General features: G+C 55.5%; 21 protein-coding genes, 4 tRNA genes and 2 pseudogenes. 13 read left to right on the plus strand and 14 right to left on the minus strand.

Annotated features, from left to right (window positions below):
• Positions 1-33 precede the first annotated feature (33 nt).
• Positions 34-291, minus strand: a complete 258-nt coding sequence (locus ACQVLG_RS15860; protein WP_230542269.1) for a hypothetical protein — start codon at positions 289-291, stop codon at positions 34-36.
• A 123-nt stretch (positions 292-414) separates the two neighbouring features.
• Between ACQVLG_RS15860 and ACQVLG_RS15865 the strand changes: the two are divergent.
• Positions 415-1,158 (plus strand): annotated as a pseudogene (locus ACQVLG_RS15865) (AraC family transcriptional regulator).
• Between the two features lie 122 nt (positions 1,159-1,280).
• Here ACQVLG_RS15865 and ACQVLG_RS15870 read toward each other — a convergent pair.
• The gene (locus tag ACQVLG_RS15870) at positions 1,281-2,009 is read right to left on the minus strand and encodes a hypothetical protein (protein WP_474290093.1); all 729 of its coding nucleotides are present in this window, start codon (positions 2,007-2,009) and stop codon (positions 1,281-1,283) included.
• Between the two features lie 309 nt (positions 2,010-2,318).
• Here ACQVLG_RS15870 and ACQVLG_RS15875 point away from each other — a divergent pair, with 309 nt between their 5' ends.
• From ACQVLG_RS15875 to ACQVLG_RS15885, 3 genes and pseudogenes are all read left to right on the plus strand, one after another.
• Entirely contained in the window at positions 2,319-2,498 is a 180-nt protein-coding gene (locus ACQVLG_RS15875; protein ID WP_474290094.1) for a hypothetical protein, read from the plus strand.
• Positions 2,495-3,274: an N-6 DNA methylase gene (locus ACQVLG_RS15880; protein ID WP_474290096.1), complete on the plus strand. Its 780-nt coding sequence runs from the start codon at positions 2,495-2,497 to the stop codon at positions 3,272-3,274. The genes ACQVLG_RS15875 and ACQVLG_RS15880 overlap by 4 nt, the downstream gene beginning before the upstream one ends.
• Positions 3,275-3,288: 14 nt before the next feature.
• Positions 3,289-4,128 (plus strand): annotated as a pseudogene (locus ACQVLG_RS15885) (hypothetical protein); the annotation flags it as partial.
• Here the strand turns inward: ACQVLG_RS15885 and ACQVLG_RS15890 are convergent.
• Both ACQVLG_RS15890 and ACQVLG_RS15895 read right to left on the minus strand, forming a co-directional pair.
• Positions 4,129-4,701 (minus strand): hypothetical protein, encoded by a 573-nt coding sequence (locus ACQVLG_RS15890; RefSeq protein WP_474290097.1) that lies wholly within the window; start codon positions 4,699-4,701, stop codon positions 4,129-4,131.
• Positions 4,702-4,765: 64 nt separating this feature from the next.
• Complete coding sequence (locus ACQVLG_RS15895) at positions 4,766-5,320, minus strand: phospholipase D-like domain-containing protein (protein ID WP_474290098.1); 555 nt, start codon at positions 5,318-5,320, stop codon at positions 4,766-4,768.
• Positions 5,321-5,638: 318 nt separating this feature from the next.
• Here ACQVLG_RS15895 and ACQVLG_RS15900 point away from each other — a divergent pair.
• Positions 5,639-6,801, plus strand: a protein-coding gene (locus ACQVLG_RS15900; protein WP_474290099.1) for an IS3 family transposase whose coding sequence is annotated in 2 segments (ribosomal slippage) — positions 5,639-5,894 and positions 5,894-6,801 — 1,164 coding nt in all. Because the reading frame shifts where the segments join, the coding sequence is not laid out codon by codon here.
• A gap of 431 nt (positions 6,802-7,232) precedes the next feature.
• Here ACQVLG_RS15900 and ACQVLG_RS15905 read toward each other — a convergent pair.
• Together ACQVLG_RS15905 and ACQVLG_RS15910 are read right to left on the minus strand one after the other, a co-directional pair.
• Positions 7,233-7,308: transfer RNA gene (locus ACQVLG_RS15905), tRNA-Lys, on the minus strand.
• Positions 7,309-7,387: 79 nt separating this feature from the next.
• A tRNA-Lys gene (locus tag ACQVLG_RS15910) sits at positions 7,388-7,463 on the minus strand.
• 120 nt (positions 7,464-7,583) lie between these two features.
• On the opposite strand from ACQVLG_RS15910, the gene ACQVLG_RS15915 reads away from it, so the two are divergent.
• Together ACQVLG_RS15915 and ACQVLG_RS15920 are read left to right on the plus strand one after the other, a co-directional pair.
• Entirely contained in the window at positions 7,584-8,042 is a 459-nt protein-coding gene (locus ACQVLG_RS15915) for a MarR family winged helix-turn-helix transcriptional regulator (protein WP_474290100.1), read from the plus strand.
• Entirely contained in the window at positions 8,039-9,538 is a 1,500-nt protein-coding gene (locus ACQVLG_RS15920) for an MDR family MFS transporter (RefSeq protein ID WP_474290101.1), read from the plus strand. Before ACQVLG_RS15915 ends, ACQVLG_RS15920 begins: the two co-directional genes overlap by 4 nt.
• Here ACQVLG_RS15920 and ACQVLG_RS15925 read toward each other — a convergent pair.
• Complete coding sequence (locus ACQVLG_RS15925) at positions 9,532-10,620, minus strand: NADH:flavin oxidoreductase/NADH oxidase (RefSeq protein WP_474290103.1); 1,089 nt, start codon at positions 10,618-10,620, stop codon at positions 9,532-9,534. The genes ACQVLG_RS15920 and ACQVLG_RS15925 overlap by 7 nt on opposite strands.
• Positions 10,621-10,726: 106 nt before the next feature.
• Between ACQVLG_RS15925 and ACQVLG_RS15930 the strand changes: the two genes are divergently transcribed.
• From ACQVLG_RS15930 to ACQVLG_RS15955, 6 genes are all read left to right on the plus strand, one after another.
• On the plus strand, positions 10,727-11,068 hold the full coding sequence (locus ACQVLG_RS15930; protein ID WP_230542487.1) for an ArsR/SmtB family transcription factor: 342 nt from the start codon (positions 10,727-10,729) through the stop codon (positions 11,066-11,068).
• 222 nt (positions 11,069-11,290) lie between these two features.
• Positions 11,291-12,271: an acyltransferase family protein gene (locus tag ACQVLG_RS15935; RefSeq protein ID WP_474295667.1), complete on the plus strand. Its 981-nt coding sequence runs from the start codon at positions 11,291-11,293 to the stop codon at positions 12,269-12,271.
• A gap of 136 nt (positions 12,272-12,407) precedes the next feature.
• A complete protein-coding gene (locus ACQVLG_RS15940; protein ID WP_474290104.1) occupies positions 12,408-12,680 on the plus strand; it encodes a BrnT family toxin in 273 nt (90 codons plus the stop codon).
• A complete protein-coding gene (locus ACQVLG_RS15945; protein WP_474290106.1) occupies positions 12,640-12,942 on the plus strand; it encodes a BrnA antitoxin family protein in 303 nt (100 codons plus the stop codon). Before ACQVLG_RS15940 ends, ACQVLG_RS15945 begins: the two co-directional genes overlap by 41 nt.
• Before the next feature lie 488 nt (positions 12,943-13,430).
• Positions 13,431-13,784: a hypothetical protein gene (locus ACQVLG_RS15950; RefSeq protein WP_474290108.1), complete on the plus strand. Its 354-nt coding sequence runs from the start codon at positions 13,431-13,433 to the stop codon at positions 13,782-13,784.
• A 29-nt stretch (positions 13,785-13,813) separates the two neighbouring features.
• Positions 13,814-14,383 (plus strand): hypothetical protein, encoded by a 570-nt coding sequence (locus ACQVLG_RS15955; protein WP_474290110.1) that lies wholly within the window; start codon positions 13,814-13,816, stop codon positions 14,381-14,383.
• A gap of 261 nt (positions 14,384-14,644) precedes the next feature.
• On the opposite strand, the gene ACQVLG_RS15960 is transcribed toward ACQVLG_RS15955, so the two are convergent.
• The 7 genes from ACQVLG_RS15960 to ACQVLG_RS15990 form a co-directional block, all read right to left on the minus strand.
• Positions 14,645-14,720, minus strand: a tRNA-Lys gene (locus ACQVLG_RS15960).
• A gap of 91 nt (positions 14,721-14,811) precedes the next feature.
• Positions 14,812-14,887, minus strand: a tRNA-Lys gene (locus ACQVLG_RS15965).
• 67 nt (positions 14,888-14,954) lie between these two features.
• Complete coding sequence (gene ybgF, locus ACQVLG_RS15970; protein WP_474290111.1) at positions 14,955-15,713, minus strand: tol-pal system protein YbgF; 759 nt, start codon at positions 15,711-15,713, stop codon at positions 14,955-14,957.
• Between the two features lie 134 nt (positions 15,714-15,847).
• Positions 15,848-16,369 carry a peptidoglycan-associated lipoprotein Pal gene (pal, locus tag ACQVLG_RS15975; protein WP_230542412.1) on the minus strand — a complete coding sequence of 174 codons (522 nt, stop codon included), beginning with the start codon at positions 16,367-16,369 and terminating at the stop codon, positions 15,848-15,850.
• 43 nt (positions 16,370-16,412) lie between these two features.
• Entirely contained in the window at positions 16,413-17,681 is a 1,269-nt protein-coding gene (tolB, locus tag ACQVLG_RS15980) for a Tol-Pal system beta propeller repeat protein TolB (RefSeq protein ID WP_230542415.1), read from the minus strand.
• Between the two features lie 22 nt (positions 17,682-17,703).
• The gene (gene tolA / locus ACQVLG_RS15985) at positions 17,704-18,702 is read right to left on the minus strand and encodes a cell envelope integrity protein TolA (protein WP_474290113.1); all 999 of its coding nucleotides are present in this window, start codon (positions 18,700-18,702) and stop codon (positions 17,704-17,706) included.
• Between the two features lie 48 nt (positions 18,703-18,750).
• On the minus strand, positions 18,751-19,191 hold the full coding sequence (locus ACQVLG_RS15990; protein WP_223278896.1) for an ExbD/TolR family protein: 441 nt from the start codon (positions 19,189-19,191) through the stop codon (positions 18,751-18,753).
• Positions 19,192-19,199: the final 8 nt, after the last annotated feature.

Below are 19,199 nucleotides of genomic sequence, written 5' to 3' on the forward strand. Positions count from 1 at the left end.
GAGGAAATGCGCGCCGGGGACGAGCCAGCCCGCTCACGCGGCGGACGCGGCCACCAGTTCGCGCAGCGCCGCATCGCGCACCTGCACAATGTCGAACAGGCCCAGCGCATGCAGGGCGGGCAGGGCGTCGACAATGTCGCGCTCGGCGATGGCCTTGTCGTCGCTGCTGCTGGCGTCGTCCAGCCACAGCCGTGCATTGGCCAGGAAGGCGCCCACCGTGCCCTTGCGCACGGTGACGCCCTTGAACTGGGCCTGGTTTTGTTGATCGGCTAATACGTCTTCTGCACGCATGGCGAACTCCTGAGGGGTGGAAAGACTTCACTGTATGATGGCCGGATTGTCTTGCCTGCGTTGTTTATGTCATTCGATACGTCAAATCCGTCAATCTTGCCGCCAGCACCGCCGCTGCGCGCCATGCGCATTGTCCAGCCGCAGGAAAGGGTGACGGCGGCGCACCGCCATGCCAGCGGCCAGCTGTTCGGCGCGATGCGGGGTTTGCTCTCCGTTGCCGCCGACAGCGGACAATGGGTAGTGCCGGCCAGCCACTGCGTGTGGGTGCCGCCCCATCACATCCACGCGCTGCGTTCGCATGGCCCGTTTGCGGGCTGGAGCGTGTATGTGGACGAGGCCAGTTGCGCCGGCTTGCCCGCCGCGCCGTGCGTGATGCGTGTCTCGGGCTTGCTGCGCGAGGCGGTGGGCCGCGCCAGCACCTGGGACGAGGGCGCACTGGACGCGCGGCAGGCCCGGGTGGCGGGGCGTGATCCTCGACGAAATCGCCGCCGCGCCGCACGAATCCTTCGGCTTGTCGCTGCCCCCTCGGACCCGCGCCTGCTGCGCGTGGCGCGCGCCGTGCTCGACGACCTGGCCGATGAGCGTGGCGTGGAAGCGCTGGCCGCCTGGGCCGGCGTCTCGCCGCGCACCCTGGCGCGCCGTTTTACGCTGGAGACCGGCTTTACGCCCTCCGCCTGGCGCCAGCGCGCCCGCATCCTGCGCGCCCTGGAACTATTGGCCGCCGGCCAGCCCGTCACGACGATTGCGCTGGACCTGGGCTACGACAACGTCAGCGCCTTCATCGCCATGTTCAAGAGGGTGATGGGGGTGACGCCGGGGAGGTATGGGGAAAAGGATGATAGTGAATCGAGTAATATCGGTAATTGATAAAGCACCACTTGCTGCAGATGGAGGCGCCCAAGGCTGAAATCGTGTACGAATGCCGGACTTGACTCCGATCCCGCGATCTCAATATTGTCGTGCCTTGTATTGGCCGTCCTTTGGGAACGCTACTTCTTTGATGGCCAAATCAGTTGCGCTGAAAGGCAGCAGATCAGTTGGTAATTGTCTATATGAAAAATACTCGGGTCGGCAGGGTCCTGTGTACCGACGAAGAAAATCCATCCTTTGATCTGCTTGTTACGCTTTGCTTGCTCGATGGCTTCTTCGCGAGTCGTGGTGAATTCGCGTAGCAAGGTGTTACGACGGACCTTACTCCAACTTTCCCAGTTCACGCGCACTTTGCAAAGCGTCTTGTATTCCCCCGTTTCTTGGCTCCATTCGCCTGCGTTAAGCGTCAGCTCGCAGTACTCTTCTGTTATCAGTGGCCTTGCTGTCCAGCGGATTGCTGCGTAATAAAGCCGGGTTGGAAACTTGAATGGTTCTGGCTTTTTGCTACGCAGGTAAGTGAAGATTTTGGCATAGGTGTTGCCTGCAACACCAGGAATCTCGAGCGGCAGAAAGTCGCGGTCGTTTGGAAGCTGAATGAATGCACGGCATGCGGGGCGAATGCTTTTTACTGAATGGCCATGATACTTGCGTGGCGTGGCGGCATTTTTATCCGACGTGCTGCTTGTCCTTGTGCTGCCGGATAATCCTTGCGTAACGAGGTCTTTGACAACTAACCTGTTGGCAAGCGAAGGTTTGATTATTCTTCCGAAGGTTGAAGCGTCGGAACAAAAAATTGTTATCCTAGAACATGCAGTCAAAACTAAAGAAGGTCGCCCTTCAAAATTCAAAGTGTGGATTGGTCGTGATTGCAACGCGCTCACAGCAGACGCAAAAAATTACTGGAATGACCTCAAGAACAAAGGTAAAGATTACTTTGTCGAAAATCTTAATGAAGAAGGAAAACAATACGAAAAGGACGAGGTTAAACAATTCATTAATGGTTTGTTCGCCAAGTAAACGCAGAAACATCAAAACAAAGCCACCTATAAGGTGGCTTTTTCGTTGACAAAAACATATCAAAAACTCATTTTAGGTTGACGTAACCAATCTTAAACGATAGAATTATGTGACATATGTAACATAACATAAGGCACATGATGGCAATCGGCGAATCGGGCAGAATCGTTCTAGAAATTGAGCCAGAGCTCAAGAAAAAAATTTATGCATGTCTAGCTTTAGAACAGACGTCTTTAAAAGACTGGTTTATAAAAGCAATTGAAGAACATATGCAGTGCAATCACCCTGAAATTTTTACCACGAAGAATAATAAAAAATGAATTTTATTGAAAACGAATCCGAGCAAAAACTTCGTGGCGGTTACTACACTCCAGAATACTTGGCAACCTATATCGCCAAATGGGTAGCAAACTCGTCTCCGAAGAATATTTTAGAACCAAGTTGTGGTGACGGGATTTTTCTAAAAGCTCTGCATAATATCGGAGAACACAAGAACATCCAGTTTCATGGTTTCGAATTACTAAAAGAAGAAGCGGAAAAAGCTAAAGCTCTTTCTCTTCAACTAGATATGCATGCAACAATTGAAAACTCTGACTTTCTTGAGCATGCAATTCGAATCATACACTCAGGGAAAACGGCTTATGATGGCGTAGTTGGAAATCCGCCATTTATTCGCTACCAATATCTCCCTAAAGACTCGCAGGATAAAGCAGAAATAATATTCAAGAGCGAACACTTAAAGTTTACAAAGCATACCAACGCATGGGTTCCATTTGTTATCTCTGCAATTAAAATACTTGCACCGGGTGGTAGACTTGGAATGATTCTACCAGCAGAAATTATTCATGTCATGCATGCTCAGTCTTTAAGAACTTATCTTGGAGAACAATGCAGTAAACTACTAATTATCGATCCAGAAGAAATCTGGTTTGAAAATACGCTTCAAGGCGCAGTTATTTTATTTGCAGAAAAAAAGCAAACAGTCAGCGACCATTCTTATGGATTGGGCATCCATAAAGTGGCTGGCAAAGATTTTCTTAATGAAGATCCAGGAGACTTGTTTGAAAGAGTTCCAAGAATCATGGTGAAACATTAGAAGGAAAGTGGACACAAGCTTTACTAACTAAAGAAGAAAGAGAACTCTTCAAATCACTTCTCAAACTTGATGAAGTCCATAAATTCCATAATATCGCAAAAGTAGACGTCGGCATTGTAACTGGAGCTAACAAGTTCTTTTTAGTTGCTGACGATGTAGTGAAGGAATACGGATTAGAAGACTATGCTCACCCTATGTTTGGACGAAGCGAACACTGCCCAGGGCTAATATATGACAACGAACAGCACAAAAAAAATGCCGAAAAAGGAAATCCGACAAACTTTATATTAATCAAAGACGAGCTAGGAAAGCTACCCAAAAAAGTAAAAGAATATATTGCATATGGTGAATCGCAAGATCTCCAAACCCGCTATAAATGTAGAATTAGGAAACCTTGGTATACAGTCCCATCCGTGTATGCCACAGAGATAGGAATGCTAAAGCGCTCCCATGATATGCCTAAGTTAATTCTTAATACAGTCGTCGCTTATACAACTGACACCGCATATAGAATAACTACAAAAGGCGATATTTTATCCAAGAAATTGGTGTATTGTTTTGGGACAGCACTAACTGCATTAAGTGCAGAGCTTGAGGGGCGGCATTACGGAGGTGGCGTCCTAGAGCTAGTTCCGTCAGAAATCGAACAATTACTCATCGCCTATCCAAAAGGATTGGAAGAACATGACCTTGATGAGCTCAACCAAATCTACAAGGATAAAAGTGCTCCTGAAATTCTTGAACAACAGTCTAGAATTGTTTTAGGAGCACTGGGAGTCACAAGCACTCAACAAAGAATATTATTAAACGCTTGGAAGCGGTTAAAGAATCGAAGGCAGCGGATCGCCGACTAATTAATCTATCTCAATTGCAAATACGGGTGGGGTTGTGTCTTTTCTATATAGCTTCATAACCCTACCAAGTAAGTCTTCTCGTGCAACAACCGACTTAGCCATACCCCAACTAATATTAGTCATAGCATTCAGTTGTTCATACGATTTAGAAGTAGTATCTGTATTATGAGAAATCTTTAGCAAAAATCCCCCTCTATATTCACCCTTAGTTAAAAAGTGAAATAAAGCATTTGCTCGTTCGTAGTGTGGTAGAGCATAATCAAATCTCCAGTCCAAATCAGAAAATATTTCATCTCTGAAATAGTGCCTTTGGTCAATCTGGTCCATTGCGCCCTTCTTCCACAGCATAGAACCAGTGGGATTGGTATTTCCACCTTTGGGAATATTAAGATCTCTTTCTTTTAGTTCCTTACTCTGCCAAACCAAATAATAATCACGAATGTTTGGAGCAGTGATACTAGGGACATCAATAGGCGTCTCTCTCCCGTTGGCATTAACTACAATCGTATCTAAAAGTCCTCTTGGTCCTCTTCTTTTGGTAACAGGTATGGGAAAATTTTTGAACAAGTCCATTAAAGGTAATTGATCATCTAATTTCTTCGAAGATCTAATTCCTCTATGCTTACGAATGACCGCCTCATCGATCGACGACTCGGCCGGTATTTATAAGAGCCTCAATATCTTCTTTTTTCTTAATAGCAATTACATGCTGAGGATGTTTCACGATCAGACCAGAAAATAGAGATTCAGCATCCACCACAAATTCTTCGTCGTCCTTATTTGTTAAATCTAATTCTAAAATAGAACTAGCTTCAATATTATTATTTAATCCCCCAAAAGTTAGATTAGCACTGCCGACTATCGCAGTTGCGACCGCGTCCTTTCTAGCAAGGTAAATCTTAGGATGAAATATCGTATTCTGTGATCCTGTATCAACCACGTAAATATTTGCTCCAGTAGACAAAAGAATTTCTAAAGCCTGGAAAGAGGTTATGTCATTTCTAATTCCAACAAAAACAAAAGAATTTTTTTTATTCCTCTCCAATGCGGATTTTATAGTCATTACACCTTGGCTTCTAGCAAAAGCAACGCTTACAAGCAAGCTATCCAAGTCTTTTTCAAGGGTTTTTCTGATAATTGTAGAGTGGTCATGTTTCGTCACAGCTTGTAACAAGAATTTCGCTTTTGCCATATCATCTCCCTATGAGGTGGGAACATGATATCAAGATAGTTGCCTTTGGTAAAGATATTGCATGGTGTGCATCCAACACTAGCTTATGTAAATCACTTTCGAATGAAAAAAGCCACCTTATAGGTGGCTTTTTTATTCCTGACTACCATTCTTAAATGATTCAATCAATCGTATTTTTTCACTTATTTCTGAAATAGCCCCTTGATTCACCAGACACAGCCTATGCGTTATTCTTACGGATAGGAATAGGACTGTGTAGTGGTTTAATGTACCCGAACACTGATTTAGGCGAGAATTCTCGCCATAGAGAGGTGTTTGATGAGCAAGCAAAGACGTACGTTTTCCCCTGAGTTCAAACAGCAGGCGGCATGCCTGGTACTGGATCAAGGATATAGCCATACGGAGGCAAGCCGGTCGGTGGGCATCGGCGAATCAGTGCTGCGCCGCTGGGTGCAGCAGCTTCAGTTGGAGCGGCAGGGCATCACGCCACAGAGTAAGGCAATGTCGCCTGATCAGCAGCGAATACAGGAACTCGAAGCACGCATTGAGCGTCTCGAGCGGGAGAAGTCCATTTTAAAAAAGGCTACCGCGCTCTTGATGTCGGAAGGGATAGAACGTACGAGGTAATCGATCAGATTTGTGGTGACGAATCAATCGAGTTGATCTGCGCGGTGTTCGACGTAGCGCGGTCATGCCTGTATGCATATCGGGAGCGCGCCCGCCACATTGATGTTGAGCGCATGGCATTGCGTAGCCGCGTGCACGAGCTGTTCGTCGAGAGTCGCAGTTCGGCGGGAAGCCGCAGCATCATGGGCATGATGCGCGAGGAAGGCACAGCAATTGGCCGCTTCAAAGTCAGTCGTTTGATGGAAGAGTTGGGGCTGATCTGCAGGCAGCCTGGCAGCCATGCCTATAAGCAGGCCACGGTGGAGCGGGTCGATATTCCGAACCACCTCAATCGTGAATTCACAGTCGAGGCGCCAAATCAGGTCTGGTGCGGGGACATCACCTATGTCTGGGCGCAAGGCCGATGGTATTACTTGGCAGTGGTGTTGGATTTGTTCGCTCGCCGAGCGGTGGGCTGGGCATTCTCGCTACGACCCGACGCCGACCTTGTTGTGCAAGCGCTGGAAATGGCTTACGAGCAGCGAGGTCGACCGATGGCGCTGCTGTTTCATTCGGATCAAGGTAGCCAGTACGCCAGTCGAAAATTCCGTCAGCGCTTGTGGCGCTATCGAATACGACAGAGCATGAGCCGGCGGGGAAATTGTTGGGATAACTCCCCGATGGAACGGCTATTCCGTAGCGTCAAAACGGAATGGGTGCCGTCAACCGGTTACGTGACGGCACAAGAAGCACAACGGGACATCAGCCACTACCTGATGCATCGGTATAACTGGATACGGCCACATCAGTTCAACCAGGGACTGGCACCGGCCGTCGCAGAAGAAAAACTTAACGTAGTGTCCGTGATGGGTTGACCACTACATGGGCACTGGATCGCTGGGGGCACATAAGATCTTTGGCTGCACGGCAACGGAGTGTTAGCGCATTGACTGACGCGTTAGAGGTTCAATTACTTGATGAGGAAGTGTTAACGGGACCGAACAACTGGACTGCAGCGCTAATTCGAGGGGTGTTGAGAGATTCCGAGGCGCTGATTTGGTTGGCTCACAACCTTATTATTGTTTAATCATGGCAATGCTTTTCCCTGTAGTCCGAACTGCTGGCATGTGGTTCTTCCGCTGAATTTACTGTTACGTCCGACAGGACTGATGTACATGGGCTAGTGCGAAGAATTTTCGATGTTGATGCGGAACGGCAGCGACCGGACCTTTTCCGAAGCGACCAGAGAGCGACCAGAAAGCAAAAAAGCCCACGAACGTAAATTCGTGGGCTTCTCTGAAGTATTTGGTAGGCCGTGCGGGATTCGAACCTGCGACCAACGGATTAAAAGTCCGCTGCTCTACCAGCTGAGCTAACGACCCAAAAACTTTGACTGCTTACTGCGGTAACACTGTGCGGTACGTACTTGCCACGAAGGCAAGTAAGCGTATTGCAAATTCTTGGTAGGCCGTGCGGGATTCGAACCTGCGACCAACGGATTAAAAGTCCGCTGCTCTACCAGCTGAGCTAACGACCCAAGGGCGGCTATTATGACGGCCAATGGCGGTTTTGGGAAGGGCCGGGTTGGAAAAAAGCCTTGCGTTGCCCTGAAGCGAGGGATAGTATAGGTAGATAGTCTACCTATTTATGTGATCCCATGTCCAATACCGAAGACCTTCCCATCCCCGAGCGCGCGCTGGCGCTGTCCGATGACTTGCGCGTGGCGTTCAAGCGCCTGTTGCGCGCCATGCAGCGCGAAGGGGGCGAGCTGGAAGGCGGCGTATCGATGATGCAGTACATGCTGCTGGCGCTGATCCACGAGCAGCCCGGCATCGGGGTGGCTGCGCTGGCGCGGCTGCAGAATGTGCGCGGGCCCACCGTCAGCGCCCAGGTCAAGTCGCTCGAAGAGGCGGGGCTGGTCGAGCGCAGCGCGCCCGATCCGCAGGATCGCCGGCGTTCGGGCTTGCACGTGTCCGCGCAAGGCCTGGCGATCCTCGAAACCCTGCGCGCGCGGCGCCGCGATGCGCTGGCGCGGCGCATCGCCCGCTTGTCGCCGCAGCAGGTCGATGCGCTGGAAGCCGCCATGCAGCCGCTGCTTGAGATTGGACAGGCATGAGCGGCCACGATCACGCCGCAGGCGCAGACAAGGACGCCGTAAAACCCGTCACCGAGCGCGAAGTGCGCGCCATCTACCTGGGTCTGATGGCCGTGCTGGGCCTCGGTGCGCTGGACCAGAGCATCGTCGCCACGGCCTTGCCGCGCATCGTCGACGACCTGGGCGGCATGGCGCATTTGTCGTGGGTGGTGACGGCCTACGTGCTGGCGTCGACGGCCACCATGCCCCTGTACGGCAAGCTGGCCGACCAGTACGGCCGCCGCCCCATGATTTTCACGGCCCTGCTGACCTTCTTGCTCGGTTCCGTGCTGTGCGGGCTGGCGCAGAACATGACGGAACTCATTATTTTCCGCGCCATCCAGGGCCTCGGTGCGGGCGGCTTCATGCCGCTGGCGCAGATCATCATCGGCGACATCGTGCCGCCGGCCGAGCGGGGCAAGCGGCAGGGTATGGTGCCCATCGTGTATGCCGTCACCAGCGTGCTGGGTCCCGTGCTGGGCGGCGTCATCACGGATGCCCTGTCGTGGCACTGGATTTTCTATGTCAACCTGCCCGTGGGCGTGGCGGCCGTTGTCATCATCGCGCGCGCCATGCGCAAACCGGCGCGCACGCATGCGCACCAGATCGACTACCTGGGGTCGGCGCTGCTGACGGGGGCCGTCACGGCGGCGCTGCTGGTGCTGGCGCTGGGCGGCACGGAGTGGCCGTGGGACTCTCTCGCCATCAAGGTATGCGGCGGCGTCGCCTTGCTGCTGGGCGCCTGGCTGGCCTTCCACGTGGGCAGGGTGGACGAACCCGTGCTGCCGCCCGAGCTGTTCGAAAACCGCACTTTCAATATCGCCAGCCTGGTGATGGCCGTGACGTTCATGGGCCTGATGGGCGCCAGCGTCTTCTTCCCCCTGTTCTTCCAGCTGGTGATGGGCACGAGTCCCGCCGAATCGGGCGTGATGACGGTGGCGATGATGGTGGGGCTGGTGGCGTCGTCGATGTTCAACGGCAGGGTGCTGTCGCGCTCGGGCAAGTACAAGATGGTGCAGGTGGCGGGGCTGGGCGTGGCGGTGGTGGCGTTTGCCGTGCTGGCCTGGGCCATGGAAACGTCGCGCGGCTACTGGATCATCGAGCCGGCCATCTTCCTGCTCGGCACGGGATTAGGATTAGTGATGCCGAACATGACGATCGCCGTGCAAAATGCCTTGCCGCTGGCGCGCCGCGGCGTGGGCACGGCCATGCTGGCCTTTTTCCGCTCGCTGGGCGGCTTGCTGGGCGTGACGGCATCCGGCGCCATCCTGGCGCACCAGCTGCACAAACATGGCGTGGAAGCCGTGTCGGCGCTCGGTGCGCAGGCGGCGGTACAGACGGTGGAAGTCTACCGGCACGCGATCGCCAGCGTGTTTGGCGCCGGCGCCGTGCTGCTGCTGGTGGGACTGGTCTTCCTGCTGTTCCTGCCGGAATTGCCCCTGGAGGGGCATCCGGCAACGGTGAAGGACGATCAGTAGCGTTCCAGCCAGTGCGCGTACGGCGCCGGCAGGGTCCACGAGGCGCGTTCGACGCCGAGTTCCTTGGCGGCAAAGTATGCCCAGTGCGGATTGGCCAGGTGCGCCTTGCCGACCATTACCACGTCCAGCTGTTCTTCCTTGACGACGCGCTCGGCGATGGCCGGCGTGCCGAAGCCCCAGGCGGACGAGACAGGGACGCCCGCCTCCGTGCGCACGCGCTCGGCGATCGGGCCCATGAAGGCCGGGCCCCACGGGATAGCCACGTCGGGAATGGTAAAGCCCATGCTGACGCTGATCATGTCCATGCCCGCATCCTTGAACTGGCGCACGAGGGCTATCGATTCGAGCAGGGTTTGCTCGTCGCGGCCGTCGAATTCCAGCACGCCGAAGCGGATGGTCAGCGGCAGGTGCTCGGGCCACACTTCACGCACGGCTTTCAATGTTTCCAGCAGGAAGCGGCTGCGGTTCTCCACGCTGCCGCCATAGATGTCGTCGCGCTGGTTCGAGTGGGCGGAAAAGAAGCTTTGCGCCAGGTAGCCGTGGGCGAAGTGCAGTTCCAGCCATTCGAAGCCCACTTCGCGGGCGCGGATGGCCGCATCGACGAAGTTCTGTTTCACGCGGGCGATATCGTCGAGGTCCATGGCGCGCGGCACCTTGCCCAGGCCGCCGCCGAAGGCGATGGCGGAAGGGGCGATGGTTTGCCAGCCGCGCGCGTCGCCTTCAGCAATGTGGTCGTCGCCTTCCCATGGGCGGTTGGCGCTGGCCTTGCGGCCCGCGTGGGCGATCTGGATGCCGGGCACGGAGCCGGCCGCCTTGATGGCTTTCACGACAGGCACGAAGGCTTGCGCCAGATCATCGTTCCAGATGCCCGTGCAGCCGGGCGTGATGCGGCCTTCGGGTGCCACGGCCGTCGCTTCGACGATCACCAGTCCCGCGCCGCCGCGCGCCATGCCCGCGTAATGCGACAGATGCCAGTCGTTGGCCACGCCATCGACGGCCATGTACTGGCACATGGGCGGCACGGCGATGCGGTTGCGCAGGGTGACGTTTTTGAGGGTGTAGGGCTGGAAGAGGGCGGACATGGTGGCCTTTGTGTTGGTTTTCAGAAAAGTAAGGTCAAGCTGATTCGGTAGTTCGTAAATATTCGAAGAATGGAATTAGTATAGCGCATGCTGTATGATTCTGCTCATGCGTCCACACAAACATCCCTCCGCCAGCGAATTCGTGCTCGAAAGAGTGCTGTACGCCTTGAGCGATTCCATACGCCTCGACATCGTGCGCCACCTGGCCAGAGTCGAGGCGGCCGCTTGCGGCGACCTCGATGGCGGACGGCCGAAATCGACCGTTTCCCACCATTTCAAGGTCTTGCGCGAAGCGGGCCTCGTCTACACGGAAAACGCGGGCACGACGCACATGAATACCCTGCGCCGCGCCGATATCGAGAGCCGTTTCCCCGGCTTGCTCGACGCCATCCTGGCGCAGCAGCCATTGGCGCCCGGGCAGCCGGAGGCGGAAAAGCCCGCAGCTTAGCCGCCTGTCGTGCCCCGCCATTTGCCAGGCTCGGCTATGATGTCGGCCTTTCGGTAAATCCCCTGCCGCGCGCCTGTTGCGCGACGGACTGGCGAGACTACCTGGCACGGCAAGGGATGGGAATGACGGTAGCAGCAGTGGTATCACAGGCGGACCTGGCAAATCGTCCGCAGTTTGGCTGGATCAATGTATTGATTGAAGGCGGGCGCGGCGCAGTTGATCGTGTTGCACCACCTGGCGTTTTACGGCCCCATGTCCGACTACGTGCAACCGCTGTGGCCCGCGTTGCTGGACTGGCTGGGCGGCAGTGCGCGCATCGCCGTGCAAGTATTTCTCGTCATCGGCGGCTTTCTCGTCGCCAAATCCCTCGCACCCGCCGGCCAGCCCGGCATTGCCACCCCGCTGCAGGCCGTCTGGCGCCGCTATGCCAAGCTGGCGCCGCCTTTCCTGGCGGCCACCTTGCTCGCCGCCGTGCTGACGCCCGTGGCCGGCATCTGGATGCTGCACGATTCCATGTCGGCCGCCGTCACCCTGGGCCAGTTGAGCGCCCATGCCTTGCTGCTGCACGGCGTGCTGGGCTATGAATCGCTGTCGGCTGGCGCCTGGTACGTGGCCATCGATTTCCAGCTGTACCTGCTGACGGTATCGCTGCTGTGGCTGGGCGGCCGCCTGGCGGGCCGGCGGCGCGGACGCTGGCTGATGCCGCTGGCCGTCACCGTGGGCATCACCTTTTCCCTGCTGTATTTCAATCTCGACGCGGGCTGGGATAACTGGGCGCCGTATTTCTTCGGCAGCTATGGCCTGGGGCTCATGGCCTGGTGGGCCAGCGACCCGGCCCGCAAACCGGGCGCCATGACAGCGCTCATGGCCATGGCCGCCGTGCCAGTCCTGCTGGCCCTGGCCGTCGACTACCGCAGCCGCATCGCCCTGGCCCTGATCGTCGCCTGCGCGCTGTTCCTGTTCGGCCGCGCCCGCACGCCCTCCCAGGGCGGCGCGTGGAACATCGTCAACGCCCTGGGCCGCATCTCGTATGCCGTGTTCCTCGTCCACTTTCCCGTCAGCCTGCTGGTGAATGCTTTATTTATTGCCTATGTGCCGCTCGAGCCCGAGTGGCAAGCGCTGGGCATGCTGACGGCCTGGGGTGCCAGTCTGGCGGCCGGGGCGGCGTTTCACCGCTGGGTGGAGGTGCCCTGGGGCGGGTGATGGGGAGCGTGCTGGCGCATCTGGCCGGGAGGCAGGCGCTGGCGTCGCGTTAATGGTGGTGATGTAGCAGTCCCGATGGCGCCCTTGTTCGCGAAACAGGGCTGGCTGTTTCTATTATTTGTTACTACAATAAATAATGAGAATCACTTTTGATGCTGTCAAGCGTGAAAAGACGCTCAGGGAGCGTGGCCTCGACTTTGCGCGTGCACGCGAAGTGTTTGACGGCCTCACCATTACACTGCCGGACCAGCGCCAGGACTACGGCGAACCCCGCTTCATCACTGCAGGTTGGCTCGACGAGCGCCTGGTTGTACTGGTCTGGACGCCGCGTGGCCGGGCGCGCAGAATCATCAGCATGAGGAAGGCAAATGAACGCGAAATCGACAAATACAAACAAAGCCTGGGTTGATCCGGACGATGCGCCTGAATTGACGGATGGTTTTTTCGAGCAGGGTATCTGGCAAGTGGGCGACAAGCCCGTTTCCCGCCCTGAGGCGCAGCAGCAGGAGGCGGCACGCCGCCGCGGCAGACCCGCTGGCACTGGCGGCAAGGTCAGCACGACCATACGTTTCGACGCCGACATTCTCGAAGCCTTCAAGGCCACCGGCGATGGGTGGCAAACGCGCATGAATGATGTATTGAAGGAGTGGCTGCGATCCAGGCAAGCCTAGAAAACAAAAAAGCCAACCGCGAACGGTTGGCTTCTTCATAGTATTTGGTAGGCCGTGCGGGATTCGAACCTGCGACCAACGGATTAAAGAACGCAAAGCGGGGAGTATAGTTTTCCCTTTGCCGATCCGATTGAGGGAAAATGTTTCCCATCTCCTTGGGGAAACTTGGATCATTGTTTGTGCTGTGCTGTGCTCTGCGGTGTCTCCATCGAACTTGGCTCTAGATTCACTGAGCTTGACTGCATTCTATCTAGCCCTGACCAGACCGCGACCAATATTAACAATTATCGGCTTTACAGATTTCGCTGCAAATCAAGGCCTACTTTCCCTTTGGAATTTTTTTCGTGACAATATGGTGTTGACAGGAAATAATTGCGTCGCAAGGTGATGTGGAAACTGTCAAAAAATCACCATTGCTAGTACAGTGCTCAGCTTGGTGGTCATTGGCTAGCGTGCCTTGCATTACGTTCATTAATGGAGAAAGTTGGGTGACTACATCCGATCTGCTGAAAATATTGCTACCCTCCATGGGCGGCGTAACGGTTTTTGCCTATTATCTTTCACATCTGGTTGATCATGGCTCTTCGAAGCTAGGTAGGGAAGAGATTGCCCGGATCGCGAAGAAAAGGGTCATTCTTCCTGCATCGCGTTCTGCCTTCAGTTTTTTCTTGTACGCGTCCGATCATTTTTTCGGGAAGCGACTTTTTTCTTGGAGAGCATTGTGCAGATCATTTGCGTTAAGCGGGCTATGGATTTTTCTGGTGCTGGCGATATGCTGGTATAGCTTTCCAAACTACAAAAGCTGGTTGGGAAGTGATTATTATCGAGAAACCTTATTCTGAGACATTCGCTACCGCTCATTTTTGCGGGCGTGGCTATTGATTTTCTCTCGTTGTGCCTTACCCGGTACGTCATTCGATCATCAATCGGAAAAAAAGCGGCGCATCCATTTCTCTCGCTTCTTATAGATTTCCTATTGTCCGTGCTGTTGTTTTATGTTGGCTTTTCTCTGGCAAAGATTGCCGTTCTCCCAGGGCATACAGCACTTGGTCCTATCGACTCGTTGAGGCTGTGGTTGACGCCATCTGTTCTGCCATCCGAATTTCAGCTGCTGCAGTCTCTGACGGCAGATATGCTCGTCCCCGTTGGGGGAGGGGTGTTCGATATAAAAGGTGGTTTGCTGACCGAGCTCGTTTACGCTTTCCCGGAAGCGATATTATTTTTCTCCAGCTTGCTCAGCTCCGTATGGTTGTGGCTATATGTTGGGGGTTACATCTTGCTGTACATAGCTGTTCGATTGGACCGAGTTTCACAATGGTTCATGGAGAGGCTGGATTTTGACCACGGGCCTGGAACGGCGCTCGGTTTAGCCATTGTCGTAATATACGTGATGCTTTGTGCTGTCTTCGTGATGGTTAACTTGCTGATTAATTTGATTTGAATGAAGCAGCGCTGGTTTAAATGTTAATGATCCAGCAATTCCTGCTCAACTTAGGCCGCTAACCAAGCGCATGTTGTTTTGGTTGTCGTCTTCGAGCAGGTAATTCGCCCGTTGCTTTCTAGCCTTGGCCTACAAGTTGTTGAGAGTGGGGAGATTGGGTTGAGTGCCGGAGCGGCATAAGGTGAGGCTTTTACCGATGCGACTAGAGAGCGACCAGAAACAAAAAAGCCAACCGCGAACGGTTGGCTTCTTCATAGTATTTGGTAGGCCGTGCGGGATTCGAACCTGCGACCAACGGATTAAAAGTCCGCTGCTCTACCAGCTGAGCTAACGACCCAAAAACTTTTTACAGCAACTTCGGTAACACTGTGCCGTAAAAAAAAATGCTTGCTATAACAACTCGCAAGCAGATCAGTACTGCGTATTCGTGGTAGGCCGTGCGGGATTCGAACCTGCGACCAACGGATTAAAAGTCCGCTGCTCTACCAGCTGAGCTAACGACCCGAAGAAGAAAGATTATAGGGGGTGCCCGGGATTCTGTCAAACCTAACGGGCAACTTTTTCCCCGTTTTTACTTTTTACCGGCCCGTTCCTTGGCGGCCTGGGCCGCGCTGGAGTCCGGGTAGCGCGAGATCAGCGCGTTCAGCGTCTTGGTCGCGTTCGGCTTGTCTTTCAGCTCCGTGTAGCAGCTGGCGATGTTGAGCATGGCGTCGGGCGCCTTCGGGCTGTCCGGGTAGTGTTTCAGCACGGCCTGCTGGGCCGTGATGGCGCTCTTGCAGTCGCGCTGGGCGTAATAGGCATTGCCCAGCCAGTATTGCGCGTTGGCCGCATACGCCGATTCGGGATAGCGCTTGACGAAGCCGTCCAGGGCCGTCACGGCGCCCTTGTAGTCGCCCGACTTGAACAGGCCGAATGCGGATTCGTACGCGCTTTGCTCGGACACGCCCACGGCCGCTTCCTGGCCGTCGATGGTGACCTGGCGCGGTTCGAGCTTGCGCAGGCGCGCGTCGATGTCGGTGTAGAAATCCTTCTGGCGTTTTTGCGTGTTCGCCAGGTCGTTGCCCAGCACTTCGATCTGGCCGCGCAGGCGGGCGATCTCTTGCATGGTCTGGTCGTGCTGGTTGAGCAGGCTCAAGGTGCTGGTCTTGTCCGCCTTGGTGTCGATGCGGCTGTTCAGGTCGCGCGCCATGGCGTCGACCTTGGCGCGCAGCTCCAGGATGGCCTTGCGCGCTTCGTCGTCGTCGAACAGGGCGGCGTTGGCGTGCAGGGGCAGGTAGGCAAACGCGGCCATCAAGGCGGCGGCGACGCCGGCTTTCGAGAATGTCATCATGGGTCGGGCTTTCTAAGGTTACGCAAACATGCAAACGGGGCGCCGGGCGGTGAATCACCGCGCTGCGCCCCATTATTATGCCTATGACTGGCCAGTTAGGTAAGCGTCAATGCTTGCGCGCTCACCCGTCAACATCAATAAACGATGTCAGCGCGGCGGTTTTCAGCCCATGCTGCTTCGTTGCTGCCTTGTGCTTTAGGCTTTTCTTTGCCCAGCGACACGGCTTCCATCTGGCCTTCCGGCACGCCCAGGGCAGCCATCGACTTGCGCACGGCTTCGGCACGTTTCTGGCCCAGGGCCAGGTTGTACTCAGCGCCACCGCGTTCATCGGTGTTACCTTGGATCAGGATCTTGCGCGATGGGGTTTTCACCAGGTAAGCAGCGTGGTTTTGCACGACTGGGGTGTCCGCTTCGCGCACGACGTACTTGTCGAAGTCGAAGTAGATGCTGCGGTTAGCCAGCACGCCTTTTGGATCGTCCAGTGGATCGACCGATGCGGTCGTTACTGGCTGAACTTGACGGGTGTCAACTGGAGCGACGACTTTTTCAGGAGCGCGCTCAACCACTGGGGTCTCTGCTACTTTGACTGGGGTGCTGCAGGCGGACAGCAGGGCTGCGGTAGCGGCGATGAAAGCCAAACTTTTAAAGTTACTCATTTTTATTCTCCGGGTCATGGTTAAAGGTGAAACTGTACAGCATTTACTTCATAAAAGGACCCCAGGTGGGCTCCTTGATATTGCCAGCTTGCGTAGTCAAACGCTGTTTGACGCGGCCATCCACCGATACCACTGCCAGCGACTTGCGTCGTCCGGATTCGGTCGCGTACATGATATATTTCCCGTTGGGCGAAAAGCTCGGTGATTCGTCGTTGGCGGTGTCCGACAGGCGCAGTTCCTGGCCACTAGCCAGGTCGAGCGCGTAGAGCTGGAAATTGCCGTCGCGACGGGAAATATAAGCGAGTGTCTTCCCGTCGGACGAAATCCGCGGGCTGATGTTGTAGGAGCCGCCAAACGTCACGCGCTTGGCTTCGCCGCCGCTGCTCGACATGCGGTAGATCTGTGGTCCGCCGCTGCGATCGCTGGTGAAGTAAATGCTTTGGCCATCGGCCGAGAATTGGGGTTCCGTATCGATGCCGCTGCTGGTGCTGACGCGGCGCAAGCCGCTGCCGTCGGCATTGACGGTGTAGACCTGGGTATGGCCATCGCGCGACAGGGCCACGGCCAGGCGCGAGCCGTCCGGGCTCCAGCTGGGCGCGGAATTGCTGCCTTTTTCATTCGATACGATGGTGCGCTGGCGCGTCACCAGGTTTTGCACGTAGACGATGGGCTTTTTCTTTTCAAACGACACATACGCCACCTTGGTGCCATCCGGCGACCACGACGGCGAAATGATCGGCTCGTTCGAGCGCAGGGCGACCTGGATGCCTTCGCCATCGGCGTCGGCGATTTCCAGCCGGTATTCGCGGCCCGATTGCGTGACGTAGGCGATGCGCGTGGCGAACGCGCCTTTGACGCCCGTCAACTTCTCATAGATGTCATCGGCGATCTTGTGCGCCAGCAGGCGGTTGAACTGCGGCGCGGCCGCATTGTTCATGCTGGAGATCTGCGCGCCCTTGATGGTGTCGAACAGCTTGTAGCGCACGTCCAGGCGGCCATCGGCCATGCTTTGCACGCTGCCGGCCGCCAGCGCGTCGGCGCCGCGCGATTTCCACTGCTCGTAGCTGACGGGCGCCGTTTCCGCCACGGGCGCATCGGCGTCGATCAGCTTGAACACGCCGCTGCGCGCCAGGTCGGCCTTGATGATGCCGGATAACGATTGCGGCGCCGCTGATTCATTGACAAAGGTGGCGACAGCCACCGGGATCTGGTTGCTGCCGATCCCCGTAATCTCCACGCGCAGCTGCGCCTGGGCGCCGGCCGCGCCCAGCATCAGGCCGGCGCAGAGCACGACGTAGCTCATTTTTTTCATGGTCATCATTTAGGCAAATCCTTCATCTCGAATATGAGTTCAATCTCGCGTTCCACGGTGCCGTCTTTTTTCTTCGGCAGTGCGACGATTTATTAATGGCGTTTTCCACCGAGCTGTCATACGCCGGCAGGCCGCTACTTTTTATCTTTCGGACCGAAATAATTTCCCCAGTTGGCAGTTGCTCGATCTTGAACACGGCGCGCGGGTTGCCCGGCACCTCCGTGCTACCGCTGTACGCGATATTGCTCTTGATCTTGCTCGTCAGGGCAGCGACATAGCCGCTGTCCTTGCGTGGCGCGGTCGCTTTCGCGGCCGTACCCGTTGTGCCATTGCCTGCCTGCGCCATCATGCGCTTCATGTCATCGGCACGCAATTTGTCGGCTGCCGCTTTTTCCGCCGCCGCTTTCTTGGCCTTGGCGGCTTTTTCGGCCGCAGCTTTCTTCTCAGCCAATTCTTTCTCGGCTTTTTCTTGTGCTTTTTCTTTCTCTTTTTCGAGCTTGGCTTTCTCCAGCTTGTCAGCCTTTTCTTTCTCGAGCTTTTCAGCCTTGTCTTTTTCTTTCTGCTTCTGTTTTTCCAGTTCGCGCTTTTCTTCCTCGCGTTCCTTTTGTTCCTGCTTGCGGCGTTCTTCCGCTGCCGCTTTCTCTTTTTCTTCCTTCAGCTTGGCCTTCTTGCGTTCCAGGGCGATTTCCGCCTCGCGCAGGTCGACTTTCGGCTCGGGCGCGGCCACGGGCGGCGGTGGCGGCGGGGCCGGCTGTTCCACTTCCGGTTCCGGCGGCGGCGCCGGTGTCGGCTCCGGTTCCGTCGCCACGTCGGGCGGCGGCGCGGCCGTTTGTACTTTCAGGTCCCACACTTCCGCTTCGACGGCGACAGGTTCCGTATTTTGCCAGTGTACGCCCACCCACAGGAAAAACAGCAGGCCAAGGTGCATCGCCAGCGCCAGGCCCAGCGAGGGCCAGCGGCTGCGTTCGCGCGGCACGCTGTAGGGCTTGCCGAGTACATGGTCGATTTGTTTGTTCTGCAAAGTCTAGTCTATCTAAAAACGGTCAAGTCTGGAAACAGGGTGCTGCGCTTACTTGGTGGCCAGGCCGACGCGGGTAATGCCCATCTTTTTCGCTTCCGAAATGAGCTGGATCACATCGTCGTACTTGCTTTCCTTGTCGCCCGCAATCATCACGGGATAGTCGGGATTGCTTTCGTGCAAGCCGCGCAGCTTGCGCAGCAGGGCGTCGCGGTTCGGTTCCGTTTCCGGCGACAGCTGTTCCTTGCCGATCACGCCGATCGACAGCGAACCATTCGGTTTCAGCACGATCTGAATATAGTCATCGGGCGGTTTCGCCGACTTTTCCGCGTTGGGCAGATTCACCACGCTGGGATTGTTCGACGACGGCATCACCATGAAAATGATCAGCAGCACCAGCATCACGTCGATGTACGGCACGACGTTGATCTCGGACTTGAACTTGCGGCCGCGGCCGCCGCGCATGCCGCCGCTATTGAAGGAGGAACCCATGGACGCTG

This window comes from Janthinobacterium sp. TPC_1 (assembly GCF_056037845.1).

Excerpts from the sequence above, each read along its gene's own strand:
- ACQVLG_RS15880 (WP_474290096.1), top strand. The coding sequence starts at position 2,495 with ATGAATTTTATTGAAAACGAATCCGAGCAAAAACTTCGTGGCGGTTAC.
- ACQVLG_RS15990 (WP_223278896.1), bottom strand. The coding sequence starts at position 19,191 with ATGGGTTCCTCCTTCAATAGCGGCGGCATGCGCGGCGGCCGCGGCCGC.
- ACQVLG_RS15915 (WP_474290100.1), top strand. The coding sequence starts at position 7,584 with ATGTCCAATACCGAAGACCTTCCCATCCCCGAGCGCGCGCTGGCGCTG.
- ACQVLG_RS15890 (WP_474290097.1), bottom strand. The coding sequence starts at position 4,701 with ATGGACTTGTTCAAAAATTTTCCCATACCTGTTACCAAAAGAAGAGGA.
- ybgF (WP_474290111.1), bottom strand. The coding sequence starts at position 15,713 with ATGATGACATTCTCGAAAGCCGGCGTCGCCGCCGCCTTGATGGCCGCG.
- ACQVLG_RS15940 (WP_474290104.1), top strand. The coding sequence starts at position 12,408 with ATGAGAATCACTTTTGATGCTGTCAAGCGTGAAAAGACGCTCAGGGAG.
- ACQVLG_RS15920 (WP_474290101.1), top strand. The coding sequence starts at position 8,039 with ATGAGCGGCCACGATCACGCCGCAGGCGCAGACAAGGACGCCGTAAAA.
- ACQVLG_RS15895 (WP_474290098.1), bottom strand. The coding sequence starts at position 5,320 with ATGGCAAAAGCGAAATTCTTGTTACAAGCTGTGACGAAACATGACCAC.
- pal (WP_230542412.1), bottom strand. The coding sequence starts at position 16,369 with ATGAGTAACTTTAAAAGTTTGGCTTTCATCGCCGCTACCGCAGCCCTG.
- ACQVLG_RS15875 (WP_474290094.1), top strand. The coding sequence starts at position 2,319 with ATGGCAATCGGCGAATCGGGCAGAATCGTTCTAGAAATTGAGCCAGAG.
- ACQVLG_RS15930 (WP_230542487.1), top strand. The coding sequence starts at position 10,727 with ATGCGTCCACACAAACATCCCTCCGCCAGCGAATTCGTGCTCGAAAGA.
- ACQVLG_RS15860 (WP_230542269.1), bottom strand. The coding sequence starts at position 291 with ATGCGTGCAGAAGACGTATTAGCCGATCAACAAAACCAGGCCCAGTTC.
- ACQVLG_RS15925 (WP_474290103.1), bottom strand. The coding sequence starts at position 10,620 with ATGTCCGCCCTCTTCCAGCCCTACACCCTCAAAAACGTCACCCTGCGC.
- tolB (WP_230542415.1), bottom strand. The coding sequence starts at position 17,681 with ATGAAAAAAATGAGCTACGTCGTGCTCTGCGCCGGCCTGATGCTGGGC.
- ACQVLG_RS15945 (WP_474290106.1), top strand. The coding sequence starts at position 12,640 with ATGAACGCGAAATCGACAAATACAAACAAAGCCTGGGTTGATCCGGAC.